The organism is Pseudomonas sp. Lb2C2, from assembly GCF_052112205.1.
Lineage (GTDB): Bacteria > Pseudomonadota > Gammaproteobacteria > Pseudomonadales > Pseudomonadaceae > Aquipseudomonas > Aquipseudomonas kilonensis.
Genome location: NZ_JAUTYW010000005.1, coordinates 165208 through 185514, shown reverse-complemented (window position 1 = coordinate 185514; position 20307 = coordinate 165208). Strand labels below are relative to the sequence as shown.

Annotated in this window: 11 protein-coding genes and 1 tRNA gene; 11 read left to right on the top strand and 1 reads right to left on the bottom strand. The window is 59.2% G+C overall.

Going from position 1 to position 20307, the window contains the following annotated elements; genetic code table 11:
- Positions 1-136: 136 nt before the first annotated feature.
- On the bottom strand, positions 137-463 hold the full coding sequence (locus Q7F16_RS16210) for an Arc family DNA-binding protein (protein WP_003204761.1): 327 nt from the start codon (positions 461-463) through the stop codon (positions 137-139).
- Positions 464-989: 526 nt separating this feature from the next.
- On the opposite strand from Q7F16_RS16210, the gene Q7F16_RS16205 reads away from it, so the two are divergent.
- From Q7F16_RS16205 to Q7F16_RS16155, 11 genes are all read left to right on the top strand, one after another.
- Positions 990-1066 (top strand) — tRNA-Arg (locus tag Q7F16_RS16205).
- 457 nt (positions 1067-1523) lie between these two features.
- On the top strand, positions 1524-3185 hold the full coding sequence (locus Q7F16_RS16200) for a ShlB/FhaC/HecB family hemolysin secretion/activation protein (RefSeq protein WP_409556998.1): 1662 nt from the start codon (positions 1524-1526) through the stop codon (positions 3183-3185).
- Between the two features lie 9 nt (positions 3186-3194).
- A complete protein-coding gene (locus Q7F16_RS16195; RefSeq protein ID WP_046062547.1) occupies positions 3195-3713 on the top strand; it encodes a toxin-activating lysine-acyltransferase in 519 nt (172 codons plus the stop codon).
- A gap of 45 nt (positions 3714-3758) precedes the next feature.
- Positions 3759-12980: a two-partner secretion domain-containing protein gene (locus tag Q7F16_RS16190; RefSeq protein WP_409556999.1), complete on the top strand. Its 9222-nt coding sequence runs from the start codon at positions 3759-3761 to the stop codon at positions 12978-12980.
- Positions 12977-13690, top strand: a complete 714-nt coding sequence (locus Q7F16_RS16185) for a hypothetical protein (protein WP_409557000.1) — start codon at positions 12977-12979, stop codon at positions 13688-13690. Before Q7F16_RS16190 ends, Q7F16_RS16185 begins: the two co-directional genes overlap by 4 nt.
- Positions 13691-13809: 119 nt before the next feature.
- Positions 13810-14508 carry a polymorphic toxin type 15 domain-containing protein gene (locus Q7F16_RS16180; protein WP_409557001.1) on the top strand — a complete coding sequence of 233 codons (699 nt, stop codon included), beginning with the start codon at positions 13810-13812 and terminating at the stop codon, positions 14506-14508.
- Positions 14505-15119, top strand: a complete 615-nt coding sequence (locus tag Q7F16_RS16175) for a GAD-like domain-containing protein (RefSeq protein ID WP_046062545.1) — start codon at positions 14505-14507, stop codon at positions 15117-15119. The genes Q7F16_RS16180 and Q7F16_RS16175 overlap by 4 nt, the downstream gene beginning before the upstream one ends.
- Positions 15120-15382: 263 nt before the next feature.
- On the top strand, positions 15383-16252 hold the full coding sequence (locus Q7F16_RS16170) for a hypothetical protein (RefSeq protein WP_014339793.1): 870 nt from the start codon (positions 15383-15385) through the stop codon (positions 16250-16252).
- A 74-nt stretch (positions 16253-16326) separates the two neighbouring features.
- Complete coding sequence (locus Q7F16_RS16165) at positions 16327-17223, top strand: PoNi-like cognate immunity protein (protein ID WP_409557002.1); 897 nt, start codon at positions 16327-16329, stop codon at positions 17221-17223.
- Between the two features lie 634 nt (positions 17224-17857).
- Positions 17858-19465 carry a tetratricopeptide repeat-containing response regulator gene (locus Q7F16_RS16160; protein ID WP_046062542.1) on the top strand — a complete coding sequence of 536 codons (1608 nt, stop codon included), beginning with the start codon at positions 17858-17860 and terminating at the stop codon, positions 19463-19465.
- Complete coding sequence (locus Q7F16_RS16155; protein WP_014339790.1) at positions 19458-20150, top strand: sensor histidine kinase; 693 nt, start codon at positions 19458-19460, stop codon at positions 20148-20150. The genes Q7F16_RS16160 and Q7F16_RS16155 overlap by 8 nt, the downstream gene beginning before the upstream one ends.
- Positions 20151-20307 lie beyond the last annotated feature (157 nt).

The following is a 20307-nucleotide window of genomic DNA, read 5'->3' as shown; positions in this document are numbered from 1 at the left end:
GATCAATTTAGCATCACCGCCATGGATCAGCAGTGGTGTTGGTTCGATGTCTCTGATGAGCGCTTGAAATGCAGGCTTGGGCCAAACGCCAGGCAAAAAAAAGCCAGCACGAGGCTGGCTTGAGTATTTGGGGCGATCAGGTCGCGTCTGCGGCCATTTCTGCGTCATGGGCAATCAGCGAAACGAGGGCGTTCTGCTGGCGATGGGAGAGTTGTCGGAAGCGTTGAAGCAGTTCGCGCTCATGCAATGACAGCTCCGGGCTGTCCAGGCGCATGCTCAACTCTTCACCCAACGCGCCTTCCTGAATAAGGCTTTGCTCAAGGCGCGCGATGATTTCAGAGTTCATGCTGCGGTGATGATTGCGAGCCACTTCGGCAATGCGTTCCCGCATTCCGTCTGGCAGACGCACGACGAACTTGTCAGCCGTACGGCTGGAATAAATTGCCTGTTTCAATGGGCGCATATATTTAACCGGTTAGTTCAGGGAAGCGGTTCTCGGGATTGGCCGCAGGATGTCGATAGGACAAGCTCCATTGCCAAATGTTCAACCTGAATTGTTAAGAGGCCCGCATCATGCCTCAAAATTGCCAGATCATTGGCGCCAATTCTGTGACAAATTCTGATCCGGGTAAAGGCGTTATGCCAGTACCCTTCATCAAAAAATGCGGACTGGTTGGTAAAAAAACAACAGGTTCGCATCTGTGACCGTCGGATTGTGTCTATGTGCCATACCGTCTGGCGGATAACGGAAATGGACAAAAATGCGTGCCGTCCCTGTCTTGTACAGGATAGTGGCAAATGGCCGATTTACTAGGATAAGCGAGCCAGGGCAGATGAGTGGCGGCCGAAACGCGGCCCTCAGCACCTGTCAGCCTTACAGGGAGTACTATTTGCCTACACTTAAAAAGCCATGGGCGACATGACAAACGCAGGGCAGGTCGTTAACATGCACGCCGTCCTGCGCACCGCGTCTCTCGTGGTCGACTCGTGTCTCAGTAGCTCAATTGGATAGAGCATCCCCCTCCTAAGGGGAAGGTTGGCAGTTCGAACCTGCCCTGGGACACCATTATAAACAATGGGTTAGCGAAATTGTCGCTGACTTTTCCTGCTCGCACCCCCCTCTCCCGAACGATCAACCCTGGCCTGAGCGCGCCGTTCAGGCCTTGCACGGCCATTTTCCCCCTCAATGCTGTGACCGATTTCCCATTTCTACCCATTTGTATCGAGGATATTTCGGTAATGCGAAACTTTCTTCCCCCTCGGCTATCTGACCGTCTCGGTACGTTGTAGGACTTTTCCTTCGTTTTCGATGGAATTCGTACCTCTTTTATCTATGTCAGCGCCAAGCCGCGTCCGGCGGGCCTGACTCACCGTGTCTTCGATTCAGGCCACAAGGATGTGACATGCACCCAGCCGCACCCTGCCGAACGCGTAAACCGAGCAACGCTCGCCGTTGTGTTGACGGAACCCGTTCATCTGCACAAAACGCCAAACGTCTCGCGCTGCTGTTGATGACAGCGTGGATGACGGGTGCGTGGAGCGCTGCGCAGGCGGCTGGGCCTGAAGAAGAACTGCTGCGCCAGCAAGAGCGCGAACGGGTGTTGAGGGAGCAGTTGGAATCCCGGCCGGACGTACGCCTGCAGGCAGCCCCCGTGGATGAGGGTGTCGATCGCTTGCCCGCCAAGGAAAGTCCCTGCTTTGCCATCAATGACATCCGCCTGATTGGCGAGGCGTGGGAGAAATTCCAGTGGGCGTTGCGCGCCGCCAACCCCAAGGATGACCCCGCCATCGGTCGTTGCCTCGGCGGGGGCGGGATCAACCTGACGATGAAACGCATGCAGAACGCGATCATCGAAGCCGGCTACGTCACCACTCGCGTCCTCGCCGAAGCCCAGGATTTGAACAGCGGCGTTCTGGTATTGACCCTGGTGCCAGGGCGCATTCGCGAGATTCGTTTCGAGGAGGGCACCAGCTCCCGCGCCAATGCCTGGAACGCGATGCCAGCCAATCCTGGTGACCTGCTCAACTTGCGCGACATCGAGCAGGCGCTGGAAAACTTCAAGCGCGTGCCGACCGCCGAGGCCGACATCAAGATCGCACCGGCCCGTGCTGCCGACGCCAAACCCGGTGAGAGCGACGTGGTGATCGCCTGGAACCAGCGGTTCCCTGCCCGTGTGAGTCTGTCGGTGGACAATTCGGGCAGCAAGAGCACGGGTAAATACCAGGGCAACGTGTCGCTGTCCTTGGATAACCTGCTGTCACTCAACGATTTGTTCTACGCCAGTGTCAACCATGACTTGGGCGGTGGCGAGTCCGGGCACCGCGGCTCCGATGGCAGCACCCTTCATTATTCGCTGCCGTTCGGCTACTGGCAGTTGGGGTTCACCAGCAGCGAATACAACTACGAACAGTCTGTCGCTGGCGCCAGCCAGACCTATCAGTATCGGGGCGAGAGTCGCAACAACGAGTTGCGTCTGTCACGCCTGCTGTACCGCGACGCCGTTCGCAAGACCACCGCCTGGGGCAGCCTGTGGACGCGTTCGTCGGAGAACTTCATCGACGACACCGAAGTCGGCAACCAGAAACGGCGCATGGCTGGCTGGCAGTTGGGGTTGGACCATCGTGAGTTCATTGGCGCTTCGATTCTTGACCTGGGTGTCGCCTATCGCCGCGGCACCGGTGCCCACGACTCGCTCAGGGCACCCGAGCAGGATTTTGATGCCGGCACGTCACGCTCGCAGATCATTACCGCTGACGCCCAATTGCAGGTGCCGTTCCAGCTCGGCGATCAGCGACTGCGCTACATCGGCGGCTGGCGCGCGCAATGGAATCGTACGCCGTTGGTGCCCCAGGATCGCTTCTCCATTGGCGGACGCTACAGCGTGCGGGGCTTCGATGGTGAAAACATTCTTTCCGCTGACCGTGGCTGGACCCTGCGCAACGAAATCGGCCTGTCCTTGGGGCAGACCGGCCAGGAGCTCTATACCGGTATCGACTATGGCGAAGTCAGCGGTCAAGCCAGTGAGTTTTTGATCGGCCAGCGCCTGGCGGGGGCCGTGGTGGGCATCCGTGGCGGTTACAAGGGCCTGTCCTATGACTGGTCGGTGGGTACGCCGTTGAAGAAACCCGATGGTTTCGAGACAGCCAACGTGACCAGCGCCTTCACCGTCATCTGGTCATTCTGAGGTGATCCCATGCAGTTCGAGACGCTAGACATTATCGCCCCCGGCCTCGTCGATGAACCCTGGAGCGAAGCCGCGGTGTTCGGCTCCGCCACCTGGTTGTGGATGCACTCCAAGGCCCATCGCGATGCGCCGTTGCACACCTTGCCGACGCTGCTGCTGCCGGCCCTCAAACATCGCCAGTTCGTACTTGGTTCCGAGCACGGCAAGCCGGTGTTCTACCTGTCCTGGCTCAACCTTGACGAGGCGGCAGAGCAACGCTACTTGCGCCAGTCGCCGCTGGCGCTGACCCAAGACGACTGGAACAGCGGCGAGCGCCTCTGGCTCAACGACTGGGTCGCCCCTTTTGGCCACACAGCGGTATTGAGCCGCTTGTTGCAACGTCACCTTTTCATCGATCGCTGCGCCCGTGCCCTCTATCACCGAGGCGATGAGCGTGGCCTGCGGGTCAAGACATTCCAAGGGATCGGGGTCATTCCCGAGCAGGCCCAGGCCTGGTTCGCCGCCCACCCGCTGGCAATCGAAGCGTAACTCCAACCACTGGTCGTGCGGGCTGGCTCCGCAAATGGAATTGCTATGAACAAGCATCTGTACCGAATCGTTTTCAACAAGGCCCGCGGACTGCTGATGGTCGTGGCCGAGAACGTCACCAGCCAGGTCAAGGCGCCGGGGACCCGCTCCGGTCCGATGACGGGCGCAGTGGCCTGCACGGCGACGCTCGGGGCGTTGCGCTTTGCTGTGATGACCGCGATTGGCCTGGTGTCCTTGAGTGTGGCGCCGACCTGGGCCGCCACCATCGTCGCCGACCCAGGCGCTCCGGCCGGCCAACGACCGACAGTGATACAAAGTGCCAACGGTACGCCGCAAGTGAATATCCGCGCCCCCAGCGCCGGCGGTGTCTCGCGCAACACCTACAACCAGTTCGACGTCGACGGCCGGGGGGTGATCCTCAACAACGGCACGGGCAATAGCCAGACGAAACTGGGCGGTTGGATCGAAGGCAACCCGATGTTGGGCAATGGCAGCGCGCGGGTCATCCTCAACGAAGTCAATTCCAGCAATCCCAGCCAATTGCGCGGTTACGTCGAAGTCGCCGGCCAGCGCGCCGAAGTGGTGATCGCCAACCCGTCCGGTATCACCTGCAACGGTTGCGGCTTCATCAACGCCGACCGGGCCACCCTCAGCACCGGTCGGGCGCAGTTGGAGAACGGTCGCATCACCGGCTACACCGTGCAGGGCGGCACCATCAATATCGAAGGCAAAGGCCTGGATGCCCGCGAGACCGACTACACGGACCTGATTGCCCGCTCAGTGCAGGTCAACGCCGGGGTGTGGGCCAACGACTTGAAGGTTACGACCGGACGCAATCAGGTCAATGCCGACAACACCCAGGCCACGCCGCTGTCAGCCGCCGAGGGAGACAAACCCACCGTTGCCATCGACGTTGCCAAGCTCGGCGGCATGTATGCCGGGAAGATCATGCTGGTGGGCACCGAATCCGGCGTGGGTGTGCGCAACGCCGGGCAGATCGGCGCCATGGCTGGCGAGGTGGTGATCAGCGCCGACGGCAAGTTGCAAAACCAGGGCGCGATCAGCAGCGCAGCGGCGACCCGAATCACTGCTGGCAGTGTTGAAAACAGCGGCACGCTCTACGCCAAGGGCGACCTGGGCCTCAACAGTGCCGGTGACATCGACAACAGCGGCACCGTGGCCAGCCAGAGCAACACCACGCTGACCGCCAAGAACATTCGCAGCACCACGGCCTCGAGCCTGGCTGCGGGCGTCGGGGTGGACGGCAAGTTGGGCAGCAGCGGCAACCTCGCGTTACGAGCCACAACGGTCAAGGCGCAAGGCCAGAACCTTGCCGGCGGCGATGTCAGCGTCGAGGCCGCTGAGCTGGACCTGAGCAGCAGCCAGACCCTGGGCCACAACGTCACCCTGACGGCCAGCACCGGCGATGCCAACCTCAGCGGCAGTCAAGTCGATGCGACCCAGGTGCTGACTGCCAAAGCGGCCAAGACCCTGCGCACCGATGGGGCCAAAGTCACCGCTGGCAACCTGCAAGTGAGCGCGCGGGATGTCTCCAATGCTGGTGGTGAGCTGGTGCAGACCGGCACCGCCGACGCGTCGATCAAAGCCACTGCCACGCTCGACAACAGCCGTGGCCGTATTGCCTCCAACGCCAACAACCTGAAGCTTGGCGCCAATCGCCTGGACAACAGCAGCGGCACGGTCGAGCACGCCGGCAAAGGCACCCTGGACATCCAGGCCGACCAGTTGGCCGGCAGCAAAGGCACCCTGGCGAGCAATGGCACATTGAGCGTCAAGGCCCGCGAGGCGGTGGTCGATGATGGCCTGACCCAAGGCCAACAGATCACGCTCGACACCACGACCTTGTCCAACCAGCGCGGACGCATTCTCCAGACCGGCGCGCAGCCCTTGCAGGTCACTGCCCGTGAACGTTTCGACAATCAGGCCGGGCAAGTCAGCAGTCCCGGCGCGGTGAGCGTGAAGGTCGGCACGTTGAACAACCAGGGCGGCAAAGTCCTCGCCACCAATAACGGTGCGTTGACCGTCACGGCCGACAACGAGATCAATAACGGCGGCGGGACGCTGGCCGCCAGCGGTACGACAAAGGTCAGCGGCGAGGCGCTGGATAACACCCAAGGCACGGTGAGCGCCGGCGGTGAGCTGCACGCGGAGTTCGACCGCTTGAACAATATCGGCGGCACGCTCGCCGCCACCCAGCGCATGGAGATCATCGCCGGGCAGTTGAACAACACCAATGGCGTGCTGGGTTCGGTGAAGTCCGGCTTGCTGGTCAGTGTCTCGGCCGATGAATTGAACAACAGCGGCGGGCGCCTTGAAGCGCTGGGCGATATCGATCTGTCGGCCCAGGGCCTGAATAACCAGGGCGGGGTGATCAGTGGCCAGGCCCTGGACCTGGACAGCCACGACCTGCTGATGGACAACAGCCAGGGCACGTTGAATGCCGGTGCGACCCTCGACCTGCGCAGCGGTGAACTGCGCAACGCGGCGGGCCTGATCCAGGCCAAGGGTAAGCTGTTCATCGACACCGGCAGCCAGGCGCTGAACAACCTTCAGTCCGGCACCACCCAAGGCATCAGCGGCCAGGGTGCGGTGGAAATCCACAGCGCCCATTTCAACAACAGCGCCGGCTTCCTCGGCGCCAAAGGCGCGCTGGTGCTCAAGGCCACCGACCTTACCAACGGCAGCGGCGGCCAGGTCATTGGTGAGAAGAGCGTACAAGTCGAAGGCGCCCGGGTGGATAACCGCGGCGGTCAATTGCAAGGCCTCGGCGATGTCCAGTTGGTGCTGGGTGAGACGCTCACCAACCAGGGTGGATTGGTGCGCAGTGCGGGAACGCTGGGCGTGACGGCCGGCGTGCTCGACAACAGCGCCACCCAGGGTGCCAACCAGGGCCTTGAAGGTCGTGCCATGAGCCTGGTGCTCGACACTTTTGGCAACCAGGCCGGTGCCGTGCGCGCCGACCAAGGATTGTCCATCGGCGTCAGCCAAGCGCTGGATAACCAGGGCGGCCTGATTTCCGCGGGGGCCGGCCTGACCATCACTGATCGCGATCCGGCGCAGCGTCGCCAGGCAGTGCACAACCTCGACGGGACCTTGCTCGCCGGCAGCCTGTTGTCCCTTAACGCGGCCTATTACGCAGGCACCGGTCGGGCCCTGAGCCTGGGTGACCTGACGTTCAGCCTGCAAAGTGGCCTGGACCTGAGTGGACAGATCCAGGCCAACAACAAGATTGACCTGAGCACCGAGGGCGCTTTCAACAACAGCGGAAAACTGTTGGCAGGCAATCTCCTGCTGGTGCGCTCGCAGACGCTGGACAACGCCGCCAGCGGTGAGATCAGCGCCGGCCAGGTTCGCCTGACCGTCAACGACAGCCTGACCAACCGTGGCCTGATCGACGGACAGCAAGTGCGTGTGCAAGCGCTGTCGCTCAATAACCTGGGCACCGGGCGTCTGTACGGTGATCGACTGGCGATCGCCACCTCGGCACTGAGCAACCGCGATGAGAACGGCCTCGCCGCGACCATCGCCGCCCGCGAGTCGCTGGACATTGGCACCGGCACCCTGGACAACCGCGAACAGGCAATGATCTTCAGTGCCGGGGACCTCGCCATCGGCGGTGCGCTGAACGCCAGTGACAAGGCCCAGGGCCGGGCCCAACTGTTGACCAACGCCAGTGCGACCATCGAGGCCCTCGGCAACCTGTCGCTCGATGTGCAAAGCGTGCGCAACACCAACGAACACTTCAGCACCCAACAGGTGGAAGTCAGCCGCACCGCCTTGCAGGAGTTCCAGCTCAGCGGTTCGCCAAACCGCTACCAGGGCGACCAGATTTCTCTGCGTAACGATGAGGTCCTTTACCTCTACACGCCTGAAGGTCGCAAAGACAACTGGAACCGCTACGACTACACCCGCGTGGTCCAGGAAACCCAGATCGCCACCTCGGCGCCGGCGCAGATCCTGTCTGGCGGGACGATGCAGATCAACGCAGGGGATGTGCTCAACGACAAGAGCCGCATCATTGCCGGTGGGTTGTTGCAAGCCAACATTACCAGCCTGACCAACACCGAACTGACCGGCCAGCGCACCACTACCGACAGTGGCACCGCCAGCAATTTCTATCGCATCCAGCGCAAGGGCCGGGACCGTCAGGGAACGGCCGTCACGGCCTACACGCCTGCGCCCTTGATTCAGGACATCACCCTGCAGCCGACCGTGTTCGCCCAGAACGCCGCCGGCAACGGTACCGGCACCCAGATCAGCGCCCGCGCCACACAGGGCGTCGGCGAGCAGATCGCCGCCCCGGGCACGGTCAGTGCCCCGGTCGGCAGAACCTATCAAGTGGCGCCTATCGTGCAGGTCGCGGCTCAGACCACCCTCAACAGCAAGGGCGTGGCCGAGCAGATTCGCAGTGGCGGGCCATCCCTGGCCTTGCCGAACAACAGCTTGTTCACCACCAATCCCCAGAACACCAGCAGCTACCTGATCGAAACCGACCCGCGTTTTGCCAGTTACCGCACCTGGCTGTCGTCGGACTACATGTTGCAGCGTTTGCAAGTGGACCCGGCCCTGACGCAACAACGTCTGGGCGACGGCTTCTACGAACAGAAATTGATTCGTGAACAGATCGCGCAACTCACCGGCCGACGTTTCCTCGATGGCTATGCCAATGACGAAGTGCAGTACCGCGCCCTGATCGACAACGCCGTGACCGTCGCCAGCCAATGGCAACTGGTGCCCGGCGTGGCCCTGACCTCCGAGCAGATGGCCCAGTTGACCAGTGACATCGTCTGGCTGGTGCAGAAGCAAGTCACCCTGGCCAACGGTGACACCCGCAACGTGCTGGTGCCGCAGGTGTACGTACGGGTCCAGGAAGGCGACCTCAACGGCTCCGGTGCCTTGATTGCCGGGCAGCAGTTGAACCTGAACATCGCCGGCGACCTGGTCAACAGTGGCAGCCTGGCGGGGCGCAGTGTCATGGCGATCACCGCGCAGAACATCGAGAACCTCGGTGGGCGCATCCAGGCCGACAAGGTATCGCTCGCCGCGCGGGAAAACCTCAACAACCTCGGCGGCCTGATCGGTGCCGTGGACAGCCTGTCGGTCAAGGCCGGGCAGGACATCAACGTCATCTCCAGCAGCCGGGACAGCAGCAGCGCCCAAGGCACCCGCACCAACTTGTCGCGGGTGGCCGGGCTGTTCGTCAGTGGCGCCCAGGGCACGATGGGCGTGAGTGCCGGCAACGACCTCAACCTCACCGGAGCCCAGGTGGTCAATGCCGGCAAGGGCGGCAGTACGTTGCTGGAGGCGGGCAAGAACATCAACCTGGCCACGGTCGGCGAAGCCCACGAGCAAGCGCTGACCTGGAACAGCAGCAACTGGCGCAAGGACGCCAGCCAGACCGAAGTTGGCTCCCAGGTCCAAGGGCAGGGCGACGTGCGCTTGAGCGCAGGCCAGGACCTCAACGCCCGCGCCGCCCATGTCACCAGCGAGCAAGGCGCGGTGTTTGCCGAGGCCAAGCGCGACGTCAACCTGACCGCCGGCCAGAACTATCAGTTCGCCGATGAAGCCCACAAGGTCAAGGGCAGCAACGGGATGTTCTCCAGCAAGACCACCACCACCCGCGACACCATCAGCCAGACCTCGGTCGAAGGCTCCACCCTGAGTGGCGAGCAGACCTATGTGCAGGCCGGTCGAGACATCAACCTCAAGGGCAGCAACGTGGTGTCCACGACCCAGACGGTGCTGGTGGCGGACAACAACGTCAACATCGAAGCCGACACCGCCAGCAGCAGCGAACGCCATGACAAGTCCGTGAAAAAAAGCGGCCTGTTCAGCGGCGGTGGCATTGCCGTCACCCTGGGCAGCCAGCAACAGAGCGTCAAGGACCTCACCACCGAGCACACGGCCGTGGCCAGCACCGTCGGCTCCACCGCTGGCGATGTGTTGATCGAAGCGGGCAAGGGCTACCGCCAGGTGGGCAGTCAGGTGTCGGCGCCACAAGGTAACATCGACGTCACGGCGCAGACCATCGACGTCGTCGAGGCGCGCAACACCCGCGAGCGCGAGCGGGAAACCCTGTTCAAGCAGACCGGGTTCACCCTCACCGTGACCAACCCGGTGATCAGTGCGATCCAGACGTCCCAGCAAATGAAACGGGCGTCGGAGAAAACCGACGACGGGCGCATGAAGGCCCTGGCTGCCGCCACTGCCGTGCTGGCGGCCAACAATGCCGCCACTGCCGTGGCGATGGACCCGGGCGCGGTGGGCGGGATCAACATCAGCCTGTCGCTGGGCACCAAGAAGAACGAAAGCACCACCACCTACACCAGCGACAGCGCGGCTGGCTCGACCATGACCGCCGGCAACGACGTTCGCCTGCGCGCCACGGGAGCTGGCGCCGCGAGCGACATCAATGTGCAAGGCAGCGATATCAAGGCCGGCCGCAACGCCAGCCTGCTGGCGGACGGCGATATCAACCTGCTCGCCGCGCGCAATATCGACAAGCAGGAAACCGACAGCAAAGGCAGCAGCGCGAGCATCGGCATTGGCTTTTCCCTCGGTGCTCGCAACGGCTTCACCCTGGACCTGGGGGTGTCCGGCAGCCGCGGCCAGGCGGATGGCGATGGCCTCACCCACACCAATACCCATGTCCAGGCGGGCAACCAGTTGTTGCTGTCCTCGGGCGGTGACACCAACCTCAAAGGCGCGGTGGCGAGCGGCAAACAGGTCTTGGCCGATATCGGCGGCGACCTGAACATCGAAAGTCTGCAAGACACCAACACCTACGTGGTCGATGAGAAGAGCCTGGGCGTTGGTATCAGCCTGTGCATTCCGCCGTTCTGTTTCGGCATGAGTTCGGTCAGCGGTGCCAGCGGCAGCTTCGGTGCCACGGATATCGACTCCAATTACGCCAGCGTGACCGAGCAATCGGGCATCAAGGCCGGGGACGACGGGTTCGACATTCGGGTGGGTGGCAACACCGATCTGGTCGGCGCTGTCATCGCCAGCAGCGACAAGGCCGTGCAGGACGGTAAGAATCGCCTGGTCACCGCCAGCCTCACCAGTCGCGACATCAAGAACAAAGCCGAGTACGACGCCAGCACCGTCAGCGTCGGCGGCGGCTATCGCGAAGTCGGCAAGGACCAGCAGGGCAACGCCACCAGCGGCGGCACGCAAACCCCTGGCACCGACCTGCCGAAGAACGACAACGACCTCAGCGCCACGATGCCGATCGCCATCAGTGCCAGCGACGATGCCAGCAGCGTCACCCGCAGCGGCATCAGTGGCGGCACCATCGTCATCAGCAACGACGCCGAGCAACAGAAGCGCACCGGCAAGAACGGCGAGCAAACTATCGCCAGCCTCAACCGCGATGTCTCCAGCGACCGCGACACCACCAACACCCTCAAGCCGATCTTCGACGAAGACGAAATCCGTGCCGGTTTCGAGATCGTCGGGGCGTTCGCCAACGAAGCCAGCACCTTGCTCGCCAACAAGGCCAAAGAAGTCGACCTCAAGCGCAAACAGGCCGAGGCGGCTCAGACAGCGGCCCTGGACCCCAACGCCAAACTCACCGACACCGAACGCCTGGCGCTGCTCGGCAGCGCTCAGCGCCTGAACGCCGAAGCCAGCGGCATCGCCGACAAGTGGGGCGCGGGCGGTACCTACCGGCAGATCACCACCGCCCTGGTGGGCGCGGCCAGCGGCAACATCAGCGGCGGCAACAGTGCCTTCGTTCAAGGGCTGGTGGTCAATTACGTGCAGCAGCAAGGTGCCGGCTACATCGGCGACCTGGTGGCGGACGGCAAACTCACCGAAGGCTCGCCGCTGCACGCCGCCCTGCACGGCATCGTCGCCTGTGCCGGCGCCGCCGCCAGCAGCCAGAGCTGTGGCAGCGGTGCGGCAGGCGCGGCGGCGTCGAGCCTGCTCACCGGCCTGTTCTCCGAAGCCAGCCCCGATGAAAGCGAAGCCCAGCGTGAGGCCAAGCGCAACCTGATCGTCAGCCTCGTCACCGGGCTGGCCGCCACCAGCTCCTCGCTCGACCCGGCCACGGCCACCAGCGCGGCGGGCGCAGCGGTGGACAACAACTGGCTGGCGACTCAGCAACTGGTTCAGGCGGAGAAGGAGTACAGCGAGGCTGACCTGGTGGGCAAAGCTAAGGTGGTTGCCAAGTGGGGGTACATTTACCAAAAACAAGAAGTACTGACCCGATTCGGTATCGGCAAGGGCTTGGCGCAGGCGGGTTGGAGCGACGTCGAAGGGCTGGCGCAATTCCTCCTTAATCCGGTTGAAGGGATCAAAGGCATCAAAGCCTTGATCGAGGATCCCGAGGCACGCCAGAGATTAGGCAACGCCATGGTCGATGACGCCAAAGCCAAAATCGCACGTATCGAAGACGCCCTGGAACACGGCGGCGACGAACGTGCCGTGCAACTGGGTGAGGATATTGGCGAACTGGTCTGGCAAGTCGGCACCATCGCCACGGGCGTGGGCACGGCGGCCAAGGGCGGCGTGGCGCTGGCGAAAACCGGGATCAAGGTAGGGGCAAAAGAGCTTGAAAAAATGGCCGATATGGCCAACATTGCCAAAGCTGAAGCGTCGGCTGGTAAGCCGATGAACTGGACCAGCGTGGAGGGGGCGTATAGCGGGAAACTTGAGGGGGGGTATGGCCCTGGCACGACCACTTTTAATGGGAAGGTTGTCGAGAATACGGGGGAGTATAGTGTTGGGGCAAAAGGGCCTGGAAGTAAGGCTGATGATTTATTGCCAAACCTCAATACCCGGGTACTGACCGAGACTGAGGCAAGAGCCTTGGGCGGTGAAAATAAAGGGCTGATTTATGTTGCTGAAGGCCCAAAAGGCAAGCCGGCGGCGCAGGATTTTCAGGCGGGTACCAATGGTGCGTTTACTGATTTAGCGACAGGTAAAGGAGCGGTACCGGCTCTGCGCTATACCAACCCCAACGAAAAAGGTGTCAATTTTGTTAAGTTTGACGGAATAGAGAAGGCGGCTGATGGTTCATCTGTTATGTTAATTGATGCAAAGACAAAGTTGGCTATTTGGAGTCCTTCAACGCAGAAGTCGGTTATGGATACTTTGCAGCGTGTGAAATCTGCTGTGGAACAGAATCCTGGGTTTAAAGTTGTATATGAGTTTCCTAACCAGAAAGTTGAGGCGCAGGCTAGGGCTTTCATTCGATCCAGTGGCTTCGATAACATTGTTAGTACTAGGACAAGAAACCCATGAGTGCAGCAGATATAGAACTATGGCTTTATGCGCGTCCTGACAGAACTTTATCTATAGATCAGCGGCATGCTGAGGTCATGGATAGGATGTCTCGGATTGGTGCTCCTTTAGGGTTCGCAGGTCTTGAACTTCCTGCCGCCCCGAGTTGCGGCGACGGGTTGATTGCTACCTATACTGTTAAGCTTCCCATCAGAGGGCTTCGGTTTGTGGGGGACTATGCGTATCGTGGTGATCGATACATATATGAGGATAGGGCCTCCTATGACGAGCACTTGCGTTTTGGATTTAAAATATCAAACAAAGCTGTTGATTATAAGTTTGTTGTGAATGAGTATTTGCCAAAAGTGATTGAGGCGTTTAAGGGGTATAAGGCTCATGTGTCCTATGATTTGTATGGTCTGTATTATCAAGGGGGGTTGAATGATGATAACTTGGCTTACAATCGGCTGCGTGAGGATAAAACTATAGATGTTGATGGGCGCAACAATATTTATACGCTATTTCCTGCCCAGTTCTGGGATGCAGCCCTTTGTCAGCGTGCTCTTGGCTATGGCCCTGATGAAGTCATTGCACGACTGCAAGGCAAGTGTCTTATGGCGGTTCGGCTGATGGATGGGGTTTATTTGGTTCTCAATGATGACCCGGGCATGTCCTATGAAACCTTTGTGGAAATGAATGAACAGATCAAGCCGATCTTGGGGCTGGTCTAGAGGGCATATCTGGGAAAAGCGGGAAAAGGGGGGCAGATTAGTTTATTGGAAAGGGCGGATTATTTAATTCCTAGGTTTCCAAATAAATCTGTCCCCTTTTCTTGATGAACTGGAGCAGCGTGGAGTGGGCGTATAGCAAGAAGCTTGAGGGGGGGTATGGCCCTGGCACGACGACGGTTAATGGGAAGGTTGTTGAAAACACCGTGGACTATAGTTCGGGTGTTAAGGGGACTCAACCAACCAAGGTGATTGATCGTCTTGATGAGCTGAAGCTAGACGGTTTTAATCCCTACGATAATCCTCGCTACAAAGAAATGTCCCCCGATCAGCAGAAAACATTTTTGAAGGAGTACAACAAGCAGTTGCAAGCTCAGCAGGATGCGATTAATAGCATGACAGCTGATGAGTTTAAAATTGCACGGGATGCCTACATTCAACAAGGCCGCAATCCCGCAGCTGATTCAATGCAGCGAAGTCTAGGTCGTGAGTTCGAGAGAGAAGTGTCTGAGAGTATTCGACAAAGTTTAATAAATAAAGGTGTCGATCGTTCTACGGCAACGCAGATGGCAAAAGATCGCGCCAAGGAAATTAAATCTAGTCTTGCAGCCTTGCACGAGCCTGACATGGTTGCAGGCGGTTGGACGACGCCAGCGCCGGTAAGGATGGGGGACACCAATGTGAACTCATCCATAGGTGCTAGCTGGTCAAGTCGTTTATCATCTGTCGATCAAGCCGTAGATACGGCCATTTCCACCGGTGCTGGCAGCGCTAAATTGAATGTCCGGCTAGAGCTACTCAGAGGAGCACAGGCAAGATGAGGGACGAAGATTTCCAGTATTTCATCAGCGTGATGGGGGAAGCCACATCTCATCGACATGTGCCTGACTCCCAAATTGCTAAATATCGTGGGGTGCTGCCTGAGGCGTTGCTTGACTATTGGCAGGATGAGGGGTGGTGCGGATATGCCAATGGCCTTTTCTGGACGGTAAATCCGGATGATTATAAACATCTGCTCGATATGTGGCTCGCGGGCACTGAATTTCCACAAATAGATAACTACCACGTTATTGCGAGGAGCGCGTTTGGGACTCTCTATGCTTGGGGTGAAAAATACAATCAGAAGATTGTTGTTTCGTGTCCGACGGGGTCTATCGTCGCGTTAATGAGTAAACTGAAAACGCCTAACAAAAATCCGGATCTAGCCCTTCAGACATTTTTCGCTATGTCTGATAAGGAGCGTTATGATTTGGAGGATGATCAAGGTGAGTTTCTATTTGAGCGAGCGCTAGAGAAGTTGGGGGCGCTTGATGAGAGTGAGCTTTACGGCTTTGAGCCGGCATTGTTTGTTGGGGGGACTGCTTCGCTAGATCATTTGGTTAAATGTAACTTGGAGGTTCATTTAATGATCCTGCGACAGATGCGTTCTTGAACGAGTAAGAGGGAAAGGAGGAAAGGGGATAAATTTGTTTGTTGGAAGGGCGGATTATTTAATTCCTAGTTTCCAAATAGGTCTGTCCCCTTTTTACAGACGTCGCTGATCAACAGCGGGCACGTCAGATGCTCAGGGAGTTTAGGCAAACACCTGAAAGTGTGAGCGGAAATTTGATCGGTGTTGATCTAAAGGGAGAAGTATTGAGAGTCTCTCCTTGGGCGCGCAATTGATGTTTTTGGGTTACATGGGAACGTACTGAAATGAAAAAAATCAATAGCCTACTTGAGCAGCATCGACGTTGGCTTTCTCAGTCGGAAGGCATGACGGCTCAGGAGCTTGACTACATTGATGAAGATTTGGCCAGCGACTCGTTAGGTGGATTGGACAACGTGGCTGATTCATTGGGGATGCTGGCGACCTATTATGGCATTCAGGGCGAAGTCGCTATCAGTGACAGAGATGTTTCTGGCTGGGAGCATGTTTCGCGTTCAATGATGTACCGTTATTGGGCACTGATGCTCAAAGCAAAGGCTTTCTCCAAAACGAGTTTTCTTCAAGGCCTCAAGACTGTCCCCAATTTGACTAACCAATTGAGCATTGCGGGATGCTTGCTGGCCGGATTGATAGTGGCTGATCGTCGAGATTTGGCCGCGTCTGTGGCCGATGTGCTGGCCGGGATGCTGACTATCAATGGCGCCGTCGACTCCAGCTATCTTAAACAGCGTCGATTCGAGCCTTTTATGCTCTGGCTTTATTCAGTCTATTCGCAAGGAGATACGCTTCCAGGTATTAAGTCGATGGACCTGGGTATTTATCAAAAAGTGATAGACGAATGGACTAATGAACAAGGGCTTGCTCATGCACTGGAAGAGCTATGTCAATATCATTTATCCAACGCTGAAGACAACGGTGGGGCTTGGGACCCTGAGTTTAAATATGCGCCTTTCGATTTGCTGCCTTTAGAGATCTATGCGATTTTCCAGGTCCGACAGCAACTAGGTTTGACTGCTCCAGCGGTGTCGAGTCCTTTGTTGTCCGCAGAGACGGCTGCGCTAGGAAACCTGATCATCATTTCTGATCAGCTTGCTGCTCGGGTGGAGACGGCTTACGAGGGTTTCTTCGGGCTTTAGACGAAGGCGCGATCACTGGCTCCCAGCTTAAAGACAAGCAAATTCTAGGATGTTGAATTTCGGAGGGAACATAGGTGATTCGGGCACCGCTGGGAGACTCCCTCTATTGGTCGGAATGGGTTGAGTATGGTGATGAGAGCATCGTCGAGGCGCTTGAAACTGCCGCCAAACCTGCCGGCGATCCCGATTATGCGCCGCAGTACGTTTTCATCATTGCGCAGAAACACTGGCACCAGATGCTGCGCCGGTATTCCGCTGGAGAACCGATAGCGGACCTGTCGCGATACTTTCCCGGGCTGCTCGATGCCTGGGAGGAGGCCGAGCGCCTTGGCGCGCCGGTGTGGACCCAGGAGCAGCAATTCACTCGCCATAGCTGGCGCGTCAACTACGACCATTACATCACCTGCTTCTGGCTGGTGGGCTTGGGATTGGCGCTGGATATTCCAGATGACCAGTGGAAGCGGTTATTGGCGTTGATCGGTAACGAAGGCGAGGACGTGCTGCTCGACCGAATAATCGCGAGTCGCAGCCCTGAACGTAAAACAGGTGCTGTGCTGCTTTATCCGAAACCCTACGCTCGGTTGCTGACGGCGATAGACGCTCCGGCGGATTCGCAAGCATCTCTATTGAGTGCGTTCGTCAAGCATTGGTACGCGGAGGTGCGTACCGGTGCCAAGTCTGGCTCTGATCCTCAGGCTGTCAGTTATAGGCATCCCTATTGGTACACCTACGGTGATGAAAATTTCGACGGCGGCGCCTATTTCGGTCGTTGGTGCGTGGAGGCCGTGGCGGCGGTCAAGGCATTCGGTATGGACGACTCACAGTGCTTGGGTCTTGAGCATTACCCAGGGGACTTATTGAGACCCAATGGGCCGAGTACGCATCCGCTCAGGCAGGAAGCTGCACCTCCTGCTACGGTGGTTGTGGAGAAAATGGGAGGTTTTTGGGCGAGGCTGTTGGGACGTCGTTAGTGAGCAAGTTTTGCGTGGATCCCGAGCCTGACATCACCCTTCGTGGCGAGGGAGTCCCCACCGCGTCTTCGACGCTGCGCTGTGGCGCAGGGAACTAGAGCGACGTCCACGAGATATCTGTTTTTGATCGTTCCCACGCTCTGCGTGGGAATGCATCCCGTGACGCTCTGCGTCACCTTCCAGAAGCGGAACGCGGAGCGTCCCTGGCGACATTCCCACGCAGGAGCGTGGGAACGATCGATGTGTATTTTCAGCCTTAAAAATCACATGGTTGCAATTTGTTCCATGAGCGCTTACTCCCGCTCGGTTGCGCAGCAGCCGCAAAAAACAGGTCCGCTGCGCGGCCCAGCGGGAGCAAGCTCCCTCGCCACGGGTGTTCAGCCAGTCGTCTGCACTTGGTTTCTCCCACATGTTCCTCTTAACGGAACGCCATCTCCTGCCGATAACCCAATGAGCCCGGTTGTCTCCAGCGTTTCGGCTCGCAATGTGCGTCACGACACAGCCAGGCCAAGCGGTTGCTGAAATCCCTTGAACGTTGCTGGCTGGTGGCTATCATCTGCGCGCCTCGGGGCTGTGACAGGGCGTTTCGTTGTTATGCCATTGGGTTATTTTCTTACTTGCCTGGACATCCTCGATGCTGGCGTACCACCAAAAAAGTTTTCTGATCGTCGATGATTTCTCGGATTTCCGCAGTTCGATTCGCTCCATGCTGCGTGAGCTGGGCGTCAAGGACGTGGACACCGCTGACACCGGTGAAGTGGCGCTGCGCATGTGTTCGCAGAAACGCTATGACTTCATCCTGCAGGATTATCACCTGGGCGATGGGCGCAAGAATGGCCAGCAGGTGCTTGAAGACCTGATGGTCGAAAAGTTGATCAGCCATGAAAGTGTTTTCCTCATGGTGACCGCCGAGACCAGCCAGGCGATGGTGCTCAGTGCCTTGGAGCATGAGCCCGATGCGTACCTGACCAAACCGTTCAACCGCTCCGGCCTGGCCCAGCGGCTGGAGCGGCTCGAGCAGCGCAAGACCTTGCTCAAGCCGATCCTGCAAGCCCTTGATCGTGGCAAGCCGATGGAAGTGCTCAATGCCTGCATCGCCCTGTGCAAGCAGGACCCGCGCTACGGGCCGTTGTGCCTGCGTTATCGGGCCGATGCGTTGCGCGACCTGAATCAGAACGAGGCTCTTGAACGACTGTACAACTCCATCATCGCGGATCGCCCGTTGCCGTGGGCCTATGCGGGGCTGGGGAAGTTGATGTTCAAGCGCGGCCAGGTGGGGCAGGCCAAGGCTGTCTACGAAAAGGCCCTGAAAGTCTTTCCAATGATGCCGGCGTTGTACGACGGCATGGCCGATGTGCTGGTGGCCGAAGGTGACACCAAACAGGCGCAGCACGTGCTGGAAGAGGCGGTGCGCCTGTCGCCGCTGGCGGTGCGCCGCCAATCGTTGTTGGGCAAGCTGGCGATGACCAACGAAGACTATGACACGGCTTCCCGGGCCTATCGCCAGGCGGTCGGGCAGGGCGCGCAGTCGCGCTTCAAGGACCCGGAAAGCAACCTCGGCCTGGCCCATGCGCTGATCAGCAAGGGCAGCGAAAAAGGCCTCGACACCCGCACCCGGCTGGAGATAAACACGACTCTCAGCGCGGTGGCGAAGGACAACCTCAACGATCCGGGGTTGCAGGTTCGGGCGCGGCTGATGAAGGCCACCAGCCTGTTGCTCAACGATGCCGAAACCGCCGAAAAGCTCACCGAACAGGCTTTGCAGCGCCTTGATGGCATGGAGCAATTCATGAGCGCCGAGGCCGCGTTGCTGGTGGCCAAGCAGTTGCAAATGCTTGGACAGACCAGCGCCGGCGAGTCGATGCTCAAGAACTGCGCGGAAATCTACGGTGATGACCCGACGGTGATGCAAGGCATCGCCAAGCTCACCGACGATCCGAACATCCTCAATCAAGGCAATGCCGCCGCCGAGTTGAACCGCGAAGGCGTGCGGGTCTACAAGACCGGCGCGTTGCCGCAGGCGCGGGAGCTGTTCCGCCGCGCCCTGAAGATGCAACCGAAGAACATCAGTATTGCCCTGAACATGGCGCAATCGCTGCTGCATGGCACCGACACCAGCGTGGAGTCGGAACTGCTGCAGGAGTGCCGCGCCTGCCTGAAACTGGTGGGCATGATGCCCGACACCGATGCGCGTTTTGCGCGTTATCAAAAACTGCGAAGCAAGGCATTTGGCGATGAATGACAGCGAACAGGCCCTCGATTTTTCCACGGTGATCGCGTCGACCGTGCACGACATGAAAAACTCCCTGACCTTGCTCATGCAGGCGCATGGGCAATGGCTCGAACGCTTGCCCGAATCCGAGCGGCAAACCTCGGAGCAGGGCGTCATCGAGTTCGAGTTCGCCCACCTCAATGGCCTCATGGTGCAGTTGCTGGGGCTGTACAAGCTCGGCGTCAACCAGTTGCCGCTGCACCCGGCCTACCATGAGCTGGATGACTTCATCGAGGCGCAACTGGCCGGCCATCAGGACGTGTTCCGCAGTCGCGGGATCATGGTCACCTATGACGTCGATCCGCTCAGCCCCTTGGGCTTTTTCGACCGTGAGCTGGTGGCGTCGGTGCTCGACAATTGCATCAACAACGCCATTCGCCATGCGCGCCAGGCGCTGCTGATCAGTGTCAGCGATGAGGCCGGGCAACTGGTGCTGACCATCAACGACGACGGCGAAGGTTACCCGCCAGAGATGATCGAGCGTCAGGCCGAGTATGTGCAGGGCATCAACCACAGCACTGGCAGCACCGGGCTGGGCCTGTACTTCGCCGCGCGGATCGCCGGGCTGCACCAGCGCGGCGGCGTGAGCGGGCGTACCGAGATTGCCAATGGCGGTGTGTTGGGTGGCGGGGTGTTCCGGCTTTACCTGCCCTGAGCGTGCCCTTATAAAAAACAGCACAAATCCCCTGTGGGAGCGAGCTTGCTCGCGATAGCGATGTATCAGTCAGCTCAGTATTGACTGAGCCAACGCTATCGCGAGCAAGCTCGCTCCCACACTCGTATTGCACAAGATTTTAATTGTCTGTGGGTGC